The sequence below is a fragment of the Amycolatopsis echigonensis genome (assembly GCF_002846615.1).
GTDB classification, from domain to species: domain Bacteria; phylum Actinomycetota; class Actinomycetes; order Mycobacteriales; family Pseudonocardiaceae; genus Amycolatopsis; species Amycolatopsis echigonensis.
Genome location: NZ_PJMY01000003.1, coordinates 793,541 through 808,776 on the forward strand (window position 1 = coordinate 793,541; position 15,236 = coordinate 808,776).

Below are 15,236 nucleotides of genomic sequence, written 5' to 3' on the forward strand. Positions count from 1 at the left end.
TAGCCTCCACGGCAGTTCCCGACCTGTGTAGCACATTCTGCACCCCCACCGTGCCCTTTGGCCACATGAACACCACAAGTCGCAGCGGACGACCCGTTGTGGTGAGCCACGCCGACGCGAGGGCGCGGAGCACGGTTCCGGCGGCCCGGCACGCTAGCGTGGTGCACCGGAAACGCTGCGGATTCGACAGGAGAGTTTCGGTGCGACTGGTCCGTCTCGGGCAGCAGCCCTCGCGCGTCGCGGAAGACGTGCGGGCCGCACTGGCCTCCCTCGGGCGGGGGAGCACGGTGATCGGCGGCGTCGCGCTCGTCGGCGCCCGCCCGACCGGAGACCGTCCGGTCGAGGCGGTGGTCGTGCTGCCCGCGGGCGTGCTCGTCGTGATCGGCGTGGACCTGCCCGACCCGGCCCTGCGCCTCGAAGCCCCGCTGAGCGGCCCGTGGAAGGCGGACGGCTGGCCCCTCGTCCACGGCGACGACGTCAACCCCGCCACCGAAGCGCTCGATCTCTCCCAGGAATGCGAACGCCGGATCGCGGAACTCGGCGGAGGCCCGGTCGGCACGATCGTGGCGGTCGGCCCGTATGTGGAGACGGTCGACCAGCCGCCGGGCGACCTCGCGGGCCCGGTCCGGGTGCTGCACCCGACGCCGACGACCATGCTGGCCGCGACGGTCTCCCTGGCCACCGCGCGGCATCCGCGGTCGGTGGACCAGGCACGGGCGTTGATCTCGGCGCTGGCCCCCGACGCGCCGGAGCTTTCGGACGAGGTGCTGCGCGGCGAGGGGTTCGTTCGGTTCGCGGACGACGTCCCGGTTCCGCCTGGGCCTCGGTCTTCCGCGGGCGGGGCCGGTGCTGCTCCCCACCCTGCAGCGGCTGGCCCAGGAGTTGCACCGGATGCTGCCGTCGGCGCGGCTGACTCCGGTTCCGCGGCCGCTGCTGGCCCACAGAATGGCTCTCGGCCTGGCACTGCCTCGGCAGATTCCGGCCCTGCTCCTGCGGTTCCCGGACCCAACGCCGGGTCGAGCACAGCAGCCGTTGCCAGCGCAGGAACGGCCGGGGTCTCGGCAGCCGCCGCTGTGTCCAACGCGGCAACGTCTGGCCCCGCCGGAACCGCCGCCGAGCCCGGTGCGGCCGGAGCCAGCACCGTTCCCGGCTCGCCAGGCCCAGGAAACGCCACGCCGGGCTCGGGCCGAGTCGGCACCGGTCAACCGGCTGCCGGTTCCGCCCCCGACCAGATCAGCACGAGTCCCGGCTCGGGCACTGCCAACGCCGTCCGATCAGGCGCGGCCGGGCCCGGCGCCACCGACGGGACCCCAGCAGGTGCCGTCGGGCCCAACGCCGCGGGTTCAGGTCCGGCTGGTTCCGCCAACGTGGGATCCACTGCGGATGCCGTCCCCGGCGGCGCTGCGACCACCGCGATGCCGAAGGCCCCGGCAGGTGCCGGAAATACCCCAGGGCTTCCCGTCTTCCCCGGTGCCACCCCATCGGGACCGGCTGGCGTCACGGCACCGAAGGCTGCTGCTTCCCCCAGCAGCCCTTCCGCCGCACCGAAATCCGCCCCTCCCGTGCCCCGGCCGAAGATCATCGCGGTGCGGCCGCCTCGACCGGAGATTCCGTCGATCGAACTGGAGTCGCTGTCCGAGGCGCCCACCGAGTCCACTGACCCGCCCGAGGCTCCGACCGAGAAGATGCCTTCTCCGGCGAAGCCGCAGGGCACCGGACGTCCGCGCGGGGCCGTCCCGCCGATCGCGCCGGTGCATGTTCCCGGGCCGAGCAGTCCGCCGCGAGGTGCGCCTCAGCCTCCGCGCCCGGCTCCGGCCGCCTCGGGACCAGCTGCCGCAGCGGGGACAGCCGCCGGTGCGGGAGCGACCGCCGCGGCGGGAGCCGGACCAGGGACGGCCGCTGGAGCAGGCCCGAACACCCCGGCCGGACCGGGACAACCGGCCTCCCGGACCGTCAAATGGGTGCCGATCGCGGCGATCGTGTTGCTGGTCGTCCTGGTGGTGTCGGCGATCGTCGTGGCGACCAGCGGCAGCGGGGACACCGCCGCCGCTCCGCCCGCCAGCAGCGCGGCGCCCAGCAGCGTTCCGAGTCCGGCGCCGAGCAGCGCCAAGTCGAGCGCCCCGCCAGCCCCGACTCTCACCTTCGAACCCCGGGCGAGCAGCGCCGACCAGAAGTGCGCCTCGCACGCGTTCGGGGACGTCCAGGCGAGCCTCCAGCAGACCAGCTGCTCCGGGGTCCGCCGCGCGAGTTACACGGCGCTCGTGGACGGGCGGCCCGCCGCGGTCACCGTCGCGGTGGTCGAGTTTCCCGATGCGGGACAGGCCAGCCGCCTGAAGGAGATCGCCGACAACCCGGGCGGCGGCGGAATCCTGGACGTCGCCACGGAAACCGGCAAGTGGCCGTCGGGTCCGCCGCAGTTCGACGGCGCCGCCTACGCCAGCAAGATCGACGGGAACGGCGTCCGGCTCGTGCAGGCGGTCTGGCAGCCGGGACCGTCCACTGCGGACGATCCCGGACTGGCTCGGGCGGCGAAGGGCGCGCTCGACCTGCAACTGCCGTCCTGAGCAACCCGCCAACTGAGGAACCCGGCTTACCGGGCCGTGCCGAGCGAACGGCTCATTGCCACCCGTTCTCCAACAGGTCGAACGCCACGTCGACAACCCGCGGCGGATCGTCCGAGCGGTCGGCCAGCGCGGCCGTCTCCAACGCGAAGTGGGCCAGCACCGCACACCGCGGATCTCCCTCCGGCGCACCGGTTTCCTCCGCGATGACGCGGCTCAGCGTGTGCTCGTGCCCCATCCACATCTTGTGCCAGTACTCGGAAAGCGCGGGCGTTTCCCGCACCAGCCGCAGCAACGGTTCGGCCTCCGCGCGGATGCCGGAGATCGCCCGCACGTGCACATGCGCGCGGAGCGCCTCCAGCACCGACGTGCCCTCGGGCCGGTCGCGAACCGCCGAGACCAGCTGCTCGTCCACCTCGGGCTCCCGGTCGAAAACGAGGGCTTCCTTCGTCGGGAAATGCTTCATCAGCGTGGTGGTGGACACGTCCGCGGCGTCGGCGATCTCGCGCACGGTCACCTGGTCGTAGCCGCGCTCCAGGAACATCCGCAGGGCGGCATCGGCCAGCGCCTGGCGGGTCGCCGCCTTTTTGCGTTCGCGTCGGCCGGGAACGGGGGCACTGGTCATGCCTCGACGCTACCGGAAAGCAACAGCTCAGAGCCCGTAAGCCTCCAGCAGCCGCAGCCACACCTCGCTGATCGTCGGGAACGCGGGGACCGCGTGCCACAACCGGTCCAGCGGCACTTCGCCGACGACGGCGATCGTCGCGGAGTGCAGAAGTTCCGCGACGTCCTGGCCGACGAACGTGACCCCCAGCACGATGCCGCGCTCGGTGTCGACGACCATGCGCGCCTTGCCCTGGTACCCGTCGGCGTGCAGGGAGGAACCGGCGACCGCGATGTCGATGTCGACGACCCGGTCCGCGGATCCGTCGCGTGCTTCGGTCAGGCCGACTGACGTCACCTCCGGGTCGGTGAACACCACTTGCGGCACCGCGTGGTGGTCGGCGGTCGCGCTGTAGCGGCTCCACGGTTCGGTCGAGATCTCCTCGCCGCGGGCACGGGCGGCGACCGAGTCCCCGACGACGCGCGCGGCGTATTTGCCCTGGTGGGTCAGCAAAGCACGGCCGGTGACGTCGCCCGCGCCATACAGCCAGCCACCCTCCACACCGGACACTCGGCCGCTTTCGTCGACGTCGAGCGGGCGATCGGTGGGCAGCCCGAGCACGTCCAGCCCGATGGTGCTGGTCGCGGGCGCGCGGCCGGTCGCGACCAGCAGTTCGTCGACCACGATCTCTTCTCCGCCGGACAGTTTCAGTCGCGTCCCACTGTCCACAACGGACACTTCGCTCAAGCCCGAATGGGCGTGCACGCGGACGCCTGCCTCGCGCAATCCGTCCAGGACCAGGTCGCCGGCGAACTCCGGCAGCCGCGGCAGAGGGCGTTCGCCGGTGATCACGAAGTCGACCTGCGAGCCGAGCCGTGCCCAAGCCTGCGCCATCTCGACGCCGACCACGCCGCCGCCGAGCACGCCGAGCCGTCCGGGCACCTCGGTCGCCGACGTCGCTTCCCGCGAACCCCACGGCTTGATGGTGTCCAGACCCGGAATCCGCGGCGTGCGCGGAACGCTGCCGGTGCACACGATCACCGCGTGCCGGGCGGCGAAAACGCGGCCGTCGTCGAGCGTGACCTCGCGCTCGCCGGTGATCCGGCCGTAGCCGCGCACCGGTTCGATGCCCGCCCCGCGCGCCCATTCGACCTGACCGGAGTCGTCGCCCTTGCCGGTGAACCAGTCGCGCCGCGCGAGCACCTTCTCCGCGTCGAGCGCGTCGCCGATCGGCACCCCGGGCATCCGCTTGGCCGCGGCGAGCAGGTTTCCCGGGCGCAGCAACGCCTTGCTCGGGATGCACGCCCAGTACGAACACTCCCCGCCGAACCGTTCGTGCTCGACGAGCGCCACCTTCAGCCCGCCCTTGGCGGCCCGTTCGGCGGCCACTTCCCCGACCGGACCCGCCCCGATGACCACGACGTCGAAAGTCTCTGCTGCCATGGGCACAGCGCACACCACCGCGCAGGTTCGCGCAAGCCTGCCGCTATTCTCGTCAGCGAGCTGCAAGAAACCGGCGGCACCGCGAAATCCGGGTCGTCGCCGTGCCGGTTGCACGCACGACCACGATCGAGCACGGGAGGCTCCCATGGCGAGGAACACTGCTGTCCGCACTCTGGACGACCTGACCGGGGGACGCGCGGCCGAGACCGTCGCGTTCTCGCTGGACGGCATCGACTACGACATCGACCTCGGCACCCGCAACGCGGCCGCGCTCCGGCGGCTGCTGGAGCGGTACGCCAAGGCCGGTCGCCGCACGGGAGGCCGGAAGCTGCGGCCGCGGCTGCTCGCCGGGGCGAAGAAGGCCGAGGCCAAGCCTGCGGCGGAGAAGCCCGCCGCGGCGGCCACGGGCGGGAAAGCCGTTGCTGGCAAGAAGACTTCCGCCGCCGGTGCCGCGAAGGCCACGGTGAAGACTGCCCGGACGAGTGGCGCGACCGGGACGGCGCGGAAGGCTCCGGCCAAGTCCGCGGCAGCCAAGCCGACGAAGGCCGCTGCGACCAAGACCACGGCCAAGTCGACGAAGGCTGCTGTGGTCAAGACACCCGCTGCCAACTCCACGAAGGCTGCTGCGGTCAAGGCACCCGCTGCCAAGACGGCGAAGACCGCGCCCGTCAAGGCAACAGCGAAGGCTGCGCCCGCAACTGCCGCACCGGCGAAGACCGCACCCGTCAAGGCGACCGCGAAAGCCACGCCCGCAACTGCCGCACCCGCGAAGGCCGCAGTCGCGAAGATCGCGGCCCCGGCGAAGACCGCCGCTCCGGCACCGGCCAAGCCGCGTCGCCGTGCTGCCAGCGCCGTGCCGCAGGTGCTGTTCTCCGCTCCCGGCAACTGATCCGTTCCGTGAAGGGCTCCTTGCGGGAAGCTGATTCCCGCAAGGAGCCCTTCACGGCATCTCGGCCAGGGTGCCCGGATGTGCCTGCCGGGCAAGGCGATTACGAGCGCTGGCGTCCTTCGGCGTGCCAGTCCGGGTACTCGTAGCGGCTCCACAGCAAGGCCCGCTGCCGCTCCAGCTCCCCCGCCGTCGGTTCGCGCGGCGGGAGCGGGCCGAGCAGTCCGGCTGCGGCCGCGCGGACGGTGTCTTCCACTTCCGTCAGCGGCAGCCGCACGCCATGGTCGAGCAGGGACGCGACCTTGCTCCGGTGCGAATCCAGCGGTTTGGGGTCCGGCGGCGGACCGGTGAGGTACGCGCCGACGCGGGCGGCGTCGGTGTCGACCAGCAGTGTCGAATGCGCCAGCAGCACGTCTTTGGTCCGGAACACCGCGAAGCCGCACAGTTTCGCGTCGCCGACGAAGATGCCGCGGTCGCCGATTCTGGCTGGGAGACCGAGTTTCTCCACCGCGGCGGACATCACCAGGCCGAGCATTTCGAGCGGACGCGGTGCGGGGCCGGGAAGCACGAGCGTCACGTTGAGATTGCCCGGGTCGTGGAACACCGTGCCGCCTCCGCTGGCTCGTCGCAGCACGGGAACGCCGTCGCGAGCGCATTCGTCCACGCGGACTTCGCGCGCGATGCGCTGACCGCGGCCGACGACGACGCACACCGGGTTCCGCCACAGCCACACCACCGGACCCGGCGGGCCCTCGCGCAGCAGTGCCTCGTCGAACGCCAGGTTTTCGGCTGGGTCGGTGAATTCGGCTCGGACTTCCGACCCGCTCGGCATAGCGTTCCTCCACGATCAGCTGGACCCCGGGATCGTAGAGCAGGCTCAGGACGCGGCCGGTCCGAGCAGGTCCCAGCGGTTGCCCGCGATGTCGCGGAACACGACGACCCGGCCGTACGGCTCGGTCCGCGGTTCGCCGAGGAACTGCACCCCGGCGTCCCGCATCCGCTGGCAACTGGCGTCGAAGTCGTCCACGCGCAGGAAGAACCCGACGCGGCCGGCGTGCTGATCGCCGACCGCACGGGACTGCCGGTCGCCGTCGGCTTGAGCCAGCAGGATGCCGGTTTCGCCGCCCGGCGGGCGGACGACCACCCACCGTTTGGGGCGGCCGTCGTTGGTGAGCGACGGCGAATCCTCGGCCAGGTCGAAGCCCAGCGCGCGAGTGAAGAAGTCGATCGCCTCGTCGTAGTCGTCGACGATGATCGCGGTCAGCTGCAGGAAGGCCATGCCGCTAAGGCTGCCAGTGCGGAACGCCGAGCAGGATCATCCGGAGCCGTTTTTCCGCCGCGACCAAGGTGCGCTCGTCGGCGGCGGTGTCGCCGGGACGGATCTCCAGCAGTTCGGCAACCGTGCCGAGCATCGCGGTGACGATGAGATCGGCCAGCACGTGCAGGTCCTCGGTGGGCCAGGTGCGCAGCGGATCGAAGCGCGCCAGGTCCAGTGCCAGGTCGCTGGAGAACATCCGCATCTCGACCGCGATCGCCCGGGACACCGCGCCGGCTCCGGCGTAGCGCTCGCGCGTGACGAACCGGAAGTGGTCCTCGTGCTCGCGGACGTGCCGGTGCAGCGTGCGCACCGAAGCCCGGATCATGCTGCCGTAACCGCTCTGCTCGGTGCGCGCGCCGCGAAGCATGCCGCGCAGCGTGCGCGTGGTCTCCTCGACCAGCGCGACGCCCAGCTCCTCCATCGACGAGAAATGCCGGTAGAACGCTGTCGGCACGATGCCCGCGCCCTTCGCGACCTCGCGCAGCGAAAGGCTGGCGAAACTCCGGTCGGCGAGCAGGTCGAGCGCCGCGTCGAGCAGCGCTTGACGGGTGCGCTGTTTGCGCTCCTGCCGGCTCACCGGGCCGGCCGGCTCCTCGGCTGCGGACACGTCGAGCAGCGTACTGGCGCTCGTCGCATGGCCCACGTCACATCACCTCGCTTCCGCGTTGACAGGCCCCCCGGTCTTGCCCCCACACTAGTCAGTGTACGACTGTGCACTCAAACTTCTGGAGGGGTGATGACCGCACTGCTCCCGCGCCGCGTGCGCGGGCTCGTCTCGCTCGCCGAGGCGCTGCTCACCCCGCACGGCGCGGACCGGTACCTCGAACTGGTCGACCCGATGCTGGTGCGGCGCGAGATCCGCGGCCGCGTCACCGCCGTGCGGCATCAGACGCCGGACACCGTGACCTTCACCGTGCGGCCGAGCCGCGCGTGGCAGGGCTTCCGCGCCGGGCAGTACGTGCGGATGCAGGTGGAGATCGACGGCGTGCGCCGGACCCGCTGCTACTCGCCGTGCGGCGCGCAGGGCAGCGGCGACCTGGAGTTCACCGTGAAGGCCGACCCGAACGGGCTGGTGTCACGGCATCTGCAGGAGACCACCGTCGGCGCGGTGGTCGGCCTTTCGCCAGCGGACGGCGAATTCACCCTGCCGTCGCCGCGCCCGGACCGGATCGTGCTGATGAGCGGCGGCAGCGGGATCACGCCCGTGCTCGCGATGGCCCGGACGCTCGTCGCCGAGGGACACCCCGGCGAGATCGTGTTCCTGCACTACTCGAACACTCCCGCGGACGCGCTCTACCGGGACGAACTGGCTGAACTCGCCGCCCGGCACCCGGCGTTCCGCGTGGTCCACGCCCACACCCACGCCCGCAGCGGCGGAGATCTGCACGGCCTGTTCTCTCTCGCGCACCTGGAGAAGGCCGCGCCGTGGTTCCGCGAGGCCGAGACGTTCCTCTGCGGCCCGGCTCCGCTGATGGCCGCGGCACGTGAACTCTTCGAGAACGAGGGGTTGAGTGCACAACTGCACACCGAAGAGTTCACGGCAGCGCCGTTGACCTTCGCCGCGGAGGCCGCCGAGGGCCGGGTGCGCTTCGCCCGCAGCGGCCGGGAGTGCGACAACTCCGGCAAGCCGCTGCTCGAACAGGCCGAGGACGCGGGCCTGACGCCGGAGCACGGGTGCCGGATGGGCATCTGCTTCTCCTGCACGCAGCTCAAAACCGCCGGACGCGTCCGCAACGCCCGCACCGGCGAGGTCTCCGGCGAGGAGAACGAAGAAATCCAGCTCTGCGTCAGCGTCCCCGTCGGGGACGTCGAAATCGACGCCTGACCATCGGAGGAAGCATCATGACCGGTCTGCAGGACCGCCTGACCCCCGCACAGGTCGAGGAATTCGGGCGGGAGCTCGACGCGCTGCGCCAGCGGATCGTCGACGACCTCGGCGAGGAAGACCTCGAGTACATCCGCAAGATCATCAAAACCCAGCGCGCGCTGGAGGTGACCGGCCGCGGCCTGCTGTTCGCCGGCTTCCTGCCGCCCGCGTGGCTGGCCGGCGTCGCGGCGCTGTCCGCGGCCAAGATCCTGGACAACATGGAGATCGGCCACAACGTGATGCACGGCCAGTACGACTGGACGCGCATCCCGGAGCTGAGCTCGCAGCGGTTCGAATGGGACACCGTCGCGCCGGCCGAGAACTGGCGGCATTCGCACAACTACATCCACCACACGTACACCAACATCGTCGACAAGGACCGCGACGTCGGCTACGGAATCCTGCGGATGGACCCGGCGCAGAAGTGGCATCCGTACTACCTGGGCAACCCGGTGTACGCGACGCTGCTCGCGCTGCTGTTCCAGTGGGGCGTCATGCTGCACGACCTCGAGGTCGAACGGGTCGTGAAGGGCGAGCGGACCTGGGCGGAGAACGTGCCGGTGCTGCGCCGGATCGTCCGCAAGGCCTCGCGCCAGATCGGCAAGGACTACGTCCTGTTCCCGCTGCTCACCGGCCCGCTGGCACCGCTGACGTTCCTGGGCAACGCGAGCGCCAACCTGGTCCGCAACCTGTGGGCGTTCTCGATCATCTTCTGCGGCCACTTCCCGGCGGACGTCGAGAGCTTCACCGAGGAAGAGACCGAGAACGAAACGCGCGGCCAGTGGTACCTGCGCCAGATCCTCGGCTCCGCGAACATCACCGGCGGCCCGCTGTTCCACATTTTGTCGGGGAACCTGTCGCACCAGATCGAGCACCACCTGTTCCCGGACCTGCCCGCGCGCCGCTACCCGCAGATCGCCGGTGAAGTGCGCGAAATCTGCGAACGCTACGGCCTGCCCTACAACACCGGCCCCCTGCGCCGCCAGCTGTGGTCGGTAGCGAAGAAGATCGTGCGGCTGGCCCTTCCCGGAAAACCGGGGCCGACCGCTACCGTGGACCCCGAACGGCAACTCCGAGCAGCCTGAGGAAGCCCATGGTCGGCCCATTCGAAAGTGGCAAGGACACCGTGCAGGAGCTGACGGAGTCCGCGGCCACCCACATCGGCAACATCGCCACCATCATCACCGGAGCAGTCCGCGACATAGCCCGCGAAACGGGCGATTGGTTCACGGACGTCATCGAAATGCGCGAAGCGGCACAGCGGGCGAAGGAAGACGAAATCCGGCTGGACCGGACCCCCGAGGCAGACTGACCTCGCTCCGTCTCCTTCAGCAGGTCCCATGAGGGGGACCCCGTCACTGAACTGGGCCCCGGAAGTTGGACTGGTTATGTAGAGGTTAGGCGGCGAGGGTCTGGGCTCGGTATTCGGCTGGGCTGAGGTCGCCGAGGGTGGTGGAGATGCGGGTGGTGTTGTACCAGTCGATGTAGTCGTGCAGTGCCGTGGTGAACGTGTCGACGGTGTCGAACGTGTTGTGGTGGAAGAGTTCTTCTTTGAGGTGGCCGAAGAAGTTCTCGGCGACGGCGTTGTCCAGGCAGGTGGCGCGGCGGGACATCGACTGGGTCAGGCCGGCGTCGGCGAGCAGGGTGCGCCAGGAGGCGTGCTGGTATTGGAAGCCCTGGTCGGAGTGCACCAGCGGGCGGGCTCCGGCGGGCAGGGTCGCGATCGCGGCGCGCAGCGAGGAGTTCGTCAGCTCCAGCGTCGGGGACGGGCCGCAGGCGTAGGCGACCACGGACCGGTCGAACAGGTCGATCACGGGCGAGAGGTAGAGCTTGCGGTCGCGGATGCGGAACTCGGTCACGTCGGTGACCCATGTGGTGTCCGGGGCGTCGGCGTTGAACTGGCGGTTGAGCAGGTTCGGCGCGGTCGTGCCGGGCCGCCCGGGCCAGGACCGGCACCGGCGCGGCCGCCGGACCTGGCAGGCCAGGCCGAGGGCGTTCATCAGCGTGCGCACGGTTTTCTTCGCCACCCGCCAGCCGTCGCGGGCCAGGACCGCGTGGATCCGCCGGTGCCCGTAGCGGCCGCGGGCGGCCTCGAACGCCTCGGCGATCGCGGCCTTGAGCCCGGCGTGCGGGTCGGGCCGGTCCAGGCGGGCCTGGTGGTAGAAGAACGTCGACCGGGCCAGGCCCGCGACCGCCAGCAGCACCGGCAGCGGATAGTCGGCCTTGAGGGCGGCGACGGCCTGGGTTTTCACCCTCGCCCCTGCTCCCTCAAGGCCCGCAATTTTTTTAGGTAGGCGTTCTCCGCCGACAGCCGCAGGTTCTCCGCCCGCAACCGCTCCAGCTCGCCGGGACCCGGCGAGTCCGCGACACCGGGCGGACGGCCTTTCGGCTTGGGCCGCAACGCGTCCTCGCCCTCGCGCCGATACGCCCGCGCCCAGTTCTCCACGAGTTTGGGCGAGGACAGGCCGTGCTCGCGCGCCAGCTCGGCCGCGGTCGCCTCGCCGCCGACATACCGGCGCACGACCTCCAGCTTGAACTCGAACCCGAACGACCGCCTGCCTGGCTTGTTCATCAGCGCTCCCGCGCTCCGCAGCCTCCAACGATCACGCAAGCGTCGCACGGCACCCGCCGACACCCCCAACCGGGACGCCACGGCCTTCGCGCCATACCCGTCCTCGAACAACGCAACAGCGGACGCCCGCTGCCACTCAGACAACGAACTGCGTGGATGCAACGAACCACTCCCCGGACAGCCGGAACTGGATTCCCAGTCCAACTCCCGGGGCGCAGTTCATCACTCAGGGTTCCCCTCACGGCCCGCCGCACGCCGTGAACAGGTCCTTCACGGAATTAGATTCCCCCAAGAGCCCCTTCACGGCCCACCCCGGCCGCACCCGCGCACCCAACGCTGCGTTGGGTGCTAAACCGGCACCCGCGAACCCCCACGCGACCACGCGCACAACCCGCGCACCCATCACCACACCGCAGCCGACGCACCCAACGCATCGAGGCACCCACACCTCCCCCCACACCCCGATACGAAGCCTCCCTGCGGTTCGGGGGTGCTTGTCAAGGCATCTTTCCCGCCTTGACAAGCACCCCCGAACCGTCAGCACAATCCAGCTTCGGGGTGCCCCACGCAACCACCCCGGCGCAATGTCGCCGCCAGGCGACGAGGTAGGGCTATCCCCCGCCCAACCCCACCAGCCACCCCCGTACCGCCCACTCCCAAACCCCGGCAAACTCACCCACGTGACCACCCACCCGCACCCCACCTCGCGGCCCCGGAACCGCCCAGGTCACCCGCTGAACCCCCGCACCCTCCGTCCCCTCTGGCCGACCACCCCCCGCCAAGCCGTCTCCGAAACCGCCTGGCTGGCAACAACCGGTCTCCTCCCCCTGATCTCCGTAGTCCTCCTCCTCACCGGCACCGCCCTCGGCATCGCCCTGACCCCGCTCCTCCTAGGCCTCCTGATCCTCGCCGCTGTCCTCCGCACCGCAAGACTCTTCGGCGGCCTCCACCGCCGCCTAGCCGGAAAACTCCTCTCCCTCCCCCTCCCGCCCCCGCCAGGAACCGACCTCAAACCCGGTCTCTGGAACTGGCTCTCCGCCCGCCTGGGCGACCGGACCGCCTGGCGCTCCGTCGCCTACCTCCTGATCCGCCTCCCCTTCGCCTTGGTAGCGATGATCGGCTCCGGTGCACTCGGCTTCTTCGGCCTCGCCTCGTTCAGCTATCCGCTCACCTGGCTCGTCGAGACCACCCCGAGCCACGGCCTGCCGGTTTTCAACATCCAGAGCGACCACTGGCTGGGCACCTTCGGCTGGTGCGCCTCGGGTGCCGTAGTCCTGACCGTCTGGCCCGCCGTCGTGCATCTGCTCGCCGAAGCCGACCGTCTCCTCCTCCGCACCCTGGTCGCCGACCCCCGTCTCCGCGAACGAGTCCGCTTCCTGGAAGAAACCCGCGCCACCGCGCTGGACGAGGCAGCGGAACAACTCCGCCGCATCGAACGCGACCTCCACGACGGCGCTCAAGCCCAGCTTGTCGCCATGGCCATGAAACTGGGCCTGGCAAAGGAAGAACTGGCCGCCGACACGGTCGACCTCGGCCAGATCCGCACCCTGGTCGACGCCGCCCACGGCAACGCCAAACAAGCCCTCACCGAACTCCGCGACCTGGCTCGCGGCATCCACCCCGCGGCGCTGGACAAAGGCCTCAGCCTGGCACTGTCCACATTGGCCAGCTCAGCCGACTTCTCCGCGACTGTCTCAGTAGAACTGAGCCGCCGTCCACCGCCGTCCTTGGAAACGATCGTCTACTTCGCCGCGGCCGAACTCATGACCAACGCGTCCAAACACGGTGCCGGACGCTGCACAGTCGTGGTCGAAGACCGCGACGACGTACTACAGCTGACCGTCATCGACCACGGCCAAGGCGGTGCCGCGATCGTCCCCGGCGGCGGACTGGCCGGAATCGCCGAACGACTCCGTCCGGCAGACGGGGAACTGTCCGTATCGAGCCCGGCCGGCGGCCCGACCGTCGTCACCGCCACGCTCCCGCTGCCCCGCTAAGCTCGGCGGAATGAGGGGGAAACCGTGCGGATCGTGATCGCGGAAGACTCGGCCATCCTGCGCCAGGGCCTTGCCGAACTGCTGGGGTTGCGCGGCCATGAGGTAGTCGCGGCCGTGAAGAACGCCGACGACCTCCGAAGCGCCGTCCGCGAGCACGGGCCAGATGTGTCCATTGTAGACATCAGGATGCCGCCGACCCACACCGACGAGGGCCTGCGCGCGGCGATAGACCTGCGCGCCGAACGGCGCGGCTGCGCGATTCTGGTCTTCTCGCAGTACGTCGAAACCACCTACGCCAAGCAACTCCTCGCCAGAGAAGCAGGCGCGGTCGGCTATCTGCTGAAGGACCGCGTCGCCGAGGTGTCGGACTTCATCACCGCGCTGGAACGCGTCGCCGCCGGAGAGACGGTGCTCGATCCGGAAGTCGTCCGCCAGTTGTTCGCGACCACCGGCCAGGCTGGTCCGCTCGCCGAGCTGACGCCGCGCGAACGCGAGATCCTCGGGCTGATGGCGCAGGGCCGGTCGAACTCGGCGATCGCGGCGGAGGCGTTCCTGTCCGCCGGCTCGGTCGAGAAGTACGTGACGAGCATTTTCGGCAAGCTGGGCCTGCCGCCGTCGGACGGGCACAACCGGCGCGTCCTCGCCGTGCTCCGCTATCTCGATTCCTGACGCCTACCCTGGCGGTATGTACTCCACCGAGATCGAGGTGCACACCGGCGACCGCGCGGTCGTGCACAACCTGACCCGGGAGGCCGAAAGGTTCCTGCGCGACGCCGACGCCACCGACGGCCTGCTGCACGTGTGGGTGCCGCACGCGACGGCCGGGCTCGCGGTGCTGGAAACCGGCGCGGGCAGCGACGACGACCTCCTCGCCGCGCTCGACGACCTGCTCCCCCGCGACAACCGCTGGCGCCACCAGCACGGCACCGGCGGGCACGGCCGCGACCACGTGCTCCCGGCGTTCCTCCCGCCGTACGCGACCGTGCCGGTGCTCGGCGGCGTCCTGCTGCTCGGCACCTGGCAGTCGGTCTGCCTGGTGGACACGAACGTCGACAACCCCGTCCGCCGGGTCCGCTTCAGCTACCTCACCGGCTGATCCCGCCGTAGCATCGCTGCCGTGACGGCCATTCGCACGCACCGGCTGGTGCTCTGGGACATCGACCACACGCTCGTCGACTACACCGGGCTGGGGATCGGCTGGTACGGCGCCGCGCTCGCCGCGGCGACCGGCGTGGAATACCGCACGCACCCGGACTTCGGCGGCCGGACCGAACGCGCCATCACCGCCGACGTGCTGACCCTGCACGGGATCGAACCGGACGAGGAAACCATCCAGCGGATGTGGCGGGAGCTGATCGCGGCCGTCGAACGCGCCCGCGCGAGCCTGCCCGAGGAAGGCCGGGCGCTCGACGGCGCGGCGGCCGCGCTCGCCGATTTCGCCGGGCGCGAGGGCGTCGTGCAGAGCCTCGTCACCGGAAACCTGCCGGAGATCTCGCGGCACAAGCTCGCCGCGCTCGGTCTCGACAAGCATCTCGATCTGGAGATCGGCGGTTACGGCTCGCTTTCCGCACGCCGCGCCGACCTCGTCCCGCATGCCGTCAAAGCCGCGGAAACGAAGCACGGCACGCAATTTCCCGCGGAATCCGTAGTAATCCTCGGGGATACTCCCCACGACATCGAAGCCGCGCTCGATTACGGCGCGGTGGCGATCGGCGTCGCCACCGGCTGGTTTTCCGCCGAACAATTGACCGACGCGGGCGCGCACCGCGTTTTGCCGGACCTTTCCGACCTGTCCGCCGTGCGTTCCGCGGTGCTCGGGCATCCCTGAGGCAGGCGACCGGCCTCACTCGTTCGGGCGGCGTTCGGCGTCAACCCCTGTTCGGGGTCGGATCCACCGGGAGACACCCGAAAGCCAGCCCGTTTACGCTGGTCAGAGCCTTGTTCTCGGTCCCGGGTCAGTCTTGGGGCCAGGGTCGGGTCCCCCTGGG

At 70.5% G+C, this 15,236-nt stretch carries 16 protein-coding genes and 1 pseudogene; 9 read left to right on the forward strand and 8 right to left on the reverse strand.

Translation table 11 applies throughout. From position 1 onward, the window contains the following. Nucleotides 1-200: 200 nt before the first annotated feature. On the forward strand, nt 201-2,564 hold the full coding sequence (locus ATK30_RS08170) for a hypothetical protein (protein ID WP_101435051.1): 2,364 nt from the start codon (nt 201-203) through the stop codon (nt 2,562-2,564). 52 nt (nt 2,565-2,616) lie between these two features. Here ATK30_RS08170 and ATK30_RS08175 read toward each other — a convergent pair whose 3' ends face one another. Together ATK30_RS08175 and ATK30_RS08180 are read right to left on the reverse strand one after the other, a co-directional pair. After that, nucleotides 2,617-3,186 (reverse strand): TetR/AcrR family transcriptional regulator, encoded by a 570-nt coding sequence (locus ATK30_RS08175; protein WP_101435052.1) that lies wholly within the window; start codon nt 3,184-3,186, stop codon nt 2,617-2,619. Nucleotides 3,187-3,213: 27 nt separating this feature from the next. Further along, nucleotides 3,214-4,608, reverse strand: coding sequence for a dihydrolipoyl dehydrogenase family protein (locus ATK30_RS08180; protein WP_167441857.1), 1,395 nt, complete (start codon nt 4,606-4,608; stop codon nt 3,214-3,216). A 145-nt stretch (nt 4,609-4,753) separates the two neighbouring features. On the opposite strand from ATK30_RS08180, the gene ATK30_RS08185 reads away from it, so the two are divergent. Beyond that, nucleotides 4,754-5,497, forward strand: coding sequence for an Lsr2 dimerization domain-containing protein (locus ATK30_RS08185; RefSeq protein WP_101435053.1), 744 nt, complete (start codon nt 4,754-4,756; stop codon nt 5,495-5,497). Nucleotides 5,498-5,597: 100 nt separating this feature from the next. Here ATK30_RS08185 and ATK30_RS08190 read toward each other — a convergent pair whose 3' ends face one another. Genes ATK30_RS08190 through ATK30_RS08200 form a run of 3 tightly spaced genes read right to left on the reverse strand, consistent with a single transcriptional unit; the run spans nt 5,598 to nt 7,455 of the window. Further along, nucleotides 5,598-6,326, reverse strand: a complete 729-nt coding sequence (locus tag ATK30_RS08190; protein WP_101435054.1) for a lipoate--protein ligase family protein — start codon at nt 6,324-6,326, stop codon at nt 5,598-5,600. 45 nt (nt 6,327-6,371) lie between these two features. Beyond that, nucleotides 6,372-6,773 (reverse strand): VOC family protein, encoded by a 402-nt coding sequence (locus ATK30_RS08195; protein WP_101435055.1) that lies wholly within the window; start codon nt 6,771-6,773, stop codon nt 6,372-6,374. A gap of 4 nt (nt 6,774-6,777) precedes the next feature. Next, nucleotides 6,778-7,455, reverse strand: coding sequence for a TetR family transcriptional regulator (locus ATK30_RS08200; RefSeq protein ID WP_101435056.1), 678 nt, complete (start codon nt 7,453-7,455; stop codon nt 6,778-6,780). 93 nt (nt 7,456-7,548) lie between these two features. Here ATK30_RS08200 and ATK30_RS08205 point away from each other — a divergent pair, with 93 nt between their 5' ends. From ATK30_RS08205 to ATK30_RS08215, 3 genes are read left to right on the forward strand one after another with little or no spacing between them, the layout of a single operon-like run. After that, nucleotides 7,549-8,637: a ferredoxin reductase gene (locus ATK30_RS08205; RefSeq protein WP_101435057.1), complete on the forward strand. Its 1,089-nt coding sequence runs from the start codon at nt 7,549-7,551 to the stop codon at nt 8,635-8,637. A gap of 17 nt (nt 8,638-8,654) precedes the next feature. Next, entirely contained in the window at nt 8,655-9,764 is a 1,110-nt protein-coding gene (locus ATK30_RS08210; protein WP_101435058.1) for a fatty acid desaturase family protein, read from the forward strand. Nucleotides 9,765-9,772: 8 nt separating this feature from the next. Further along, on the forward strand, nt 9,773-9,991 hold the full coding sequence (locus tag ATK30_RS08215) for a hypothetical protein (protein ID WP_101435059.1): 219 nt from the start codon (nt 9,773-9,775) through the stop codon (nt 9,989-9,991). Between the two features lie 85 nt (nt 9,992-10,076). Here ATK30_RS08215 and ATK30_RS08220 read toward each other — a convergent pair whose 3' ends face one another. The 3 genes and pseudogenes from ATK30_RS08220 to ATK30_RS47245 all read right to left on the reverse strand — a co-directional run. Beyond that, complete coding sequence (locus ATK30_RS08220) at nt 10,077-10,931, reverse strand: IS3 family transposase (protein WP_244194528.1); 855 nt, start codon at nt 10,929-10,931, stop codon at nt 10,077-10,079. Continuing rightward, nucleotides 10,928-11,251, reverse strand: a complete 324-nt coding sequence (locus ATK30_RS46070) for a helix-turn-helix domain-containing protein (RefSeq protein ID WP_101438641.1) — start codon at nt 11,249-11,251, stop codon at nt 10,928-10,930. The genes ATK30_RS08220 and ATK30_RS46070 overlap by 4 nt, the downstream gene beginning before the upstream one ends. Before the next feature lie 33 nt (nt 11,252-11,284). Then, nucleotides 11,285-11,455 (reverse strand): annotated as a pseudogene (locus tag ATK30_RS47245) (helix-turn-helix domain-containing protein); the annotation flags it as partial. A 476-nt stretch (nt 11,456-11,931) separates the two neighbouring features. On the opposite strand from ATK30_RS47245, the gene ATK30_RS08225 reads away from it, so the two are divergent. From ATK30_RS08225 to ATK30_RS08240, 4 genes are read left to right on the forward strand one after another with little or no spacing between them, the layout of a single operon-like run. Beyond that, nucleotides 11,932-13,248 (forward strand): sensor histidine kinase, encoded by a 1,317-nt coding sequence (locus ATK30_RS08225; RefSeq protein WP_244194554.1) that lies wholly within the window; start codon nt 11,932-11,934, stop codon nt 13,246-13,248. 24 nt (nt 13,249-13,272) lie between these two features. Next, nucleotides 13,273-13,917 carry a response regulator transcription factor gene (locus ATK30_RS08230; RefSeq protein ID WP_101435060.1) on the forward strand — a complete coding sequence of 215 codons (645 nt, stop codon included), beginning with the start codon at nt 13,273-13,275 and terminating at the stop codon, nt 13,915-13,917. 16 nt (nt 13,918-13,933) lie between these two features. Further along, entirely contained in the window at nt 13,934-14,344 is a 411-nt protein-coding gene (locus ATK30_RS08235) for a YjbQ family protein (protein WP_101435061.1), read from the forward strand. Between the two features lie 30 nt (nt 14,345-14,374). Beyond that, nucleotides 14,375-15,076: a haloacid dehalogenase-like hydrolase gene (locus ATK30_RS08240; RefSeq protein ID WP_167442138.1), complete on the forward strand. Its 702-nt coding sequence runs from the start codon at nt 14,375-14,377 to the stop codon at nt 15,074-15,076. The last annotated feature ends 160 nt before the right edge of the window (nt 15,077-15,236 follow it).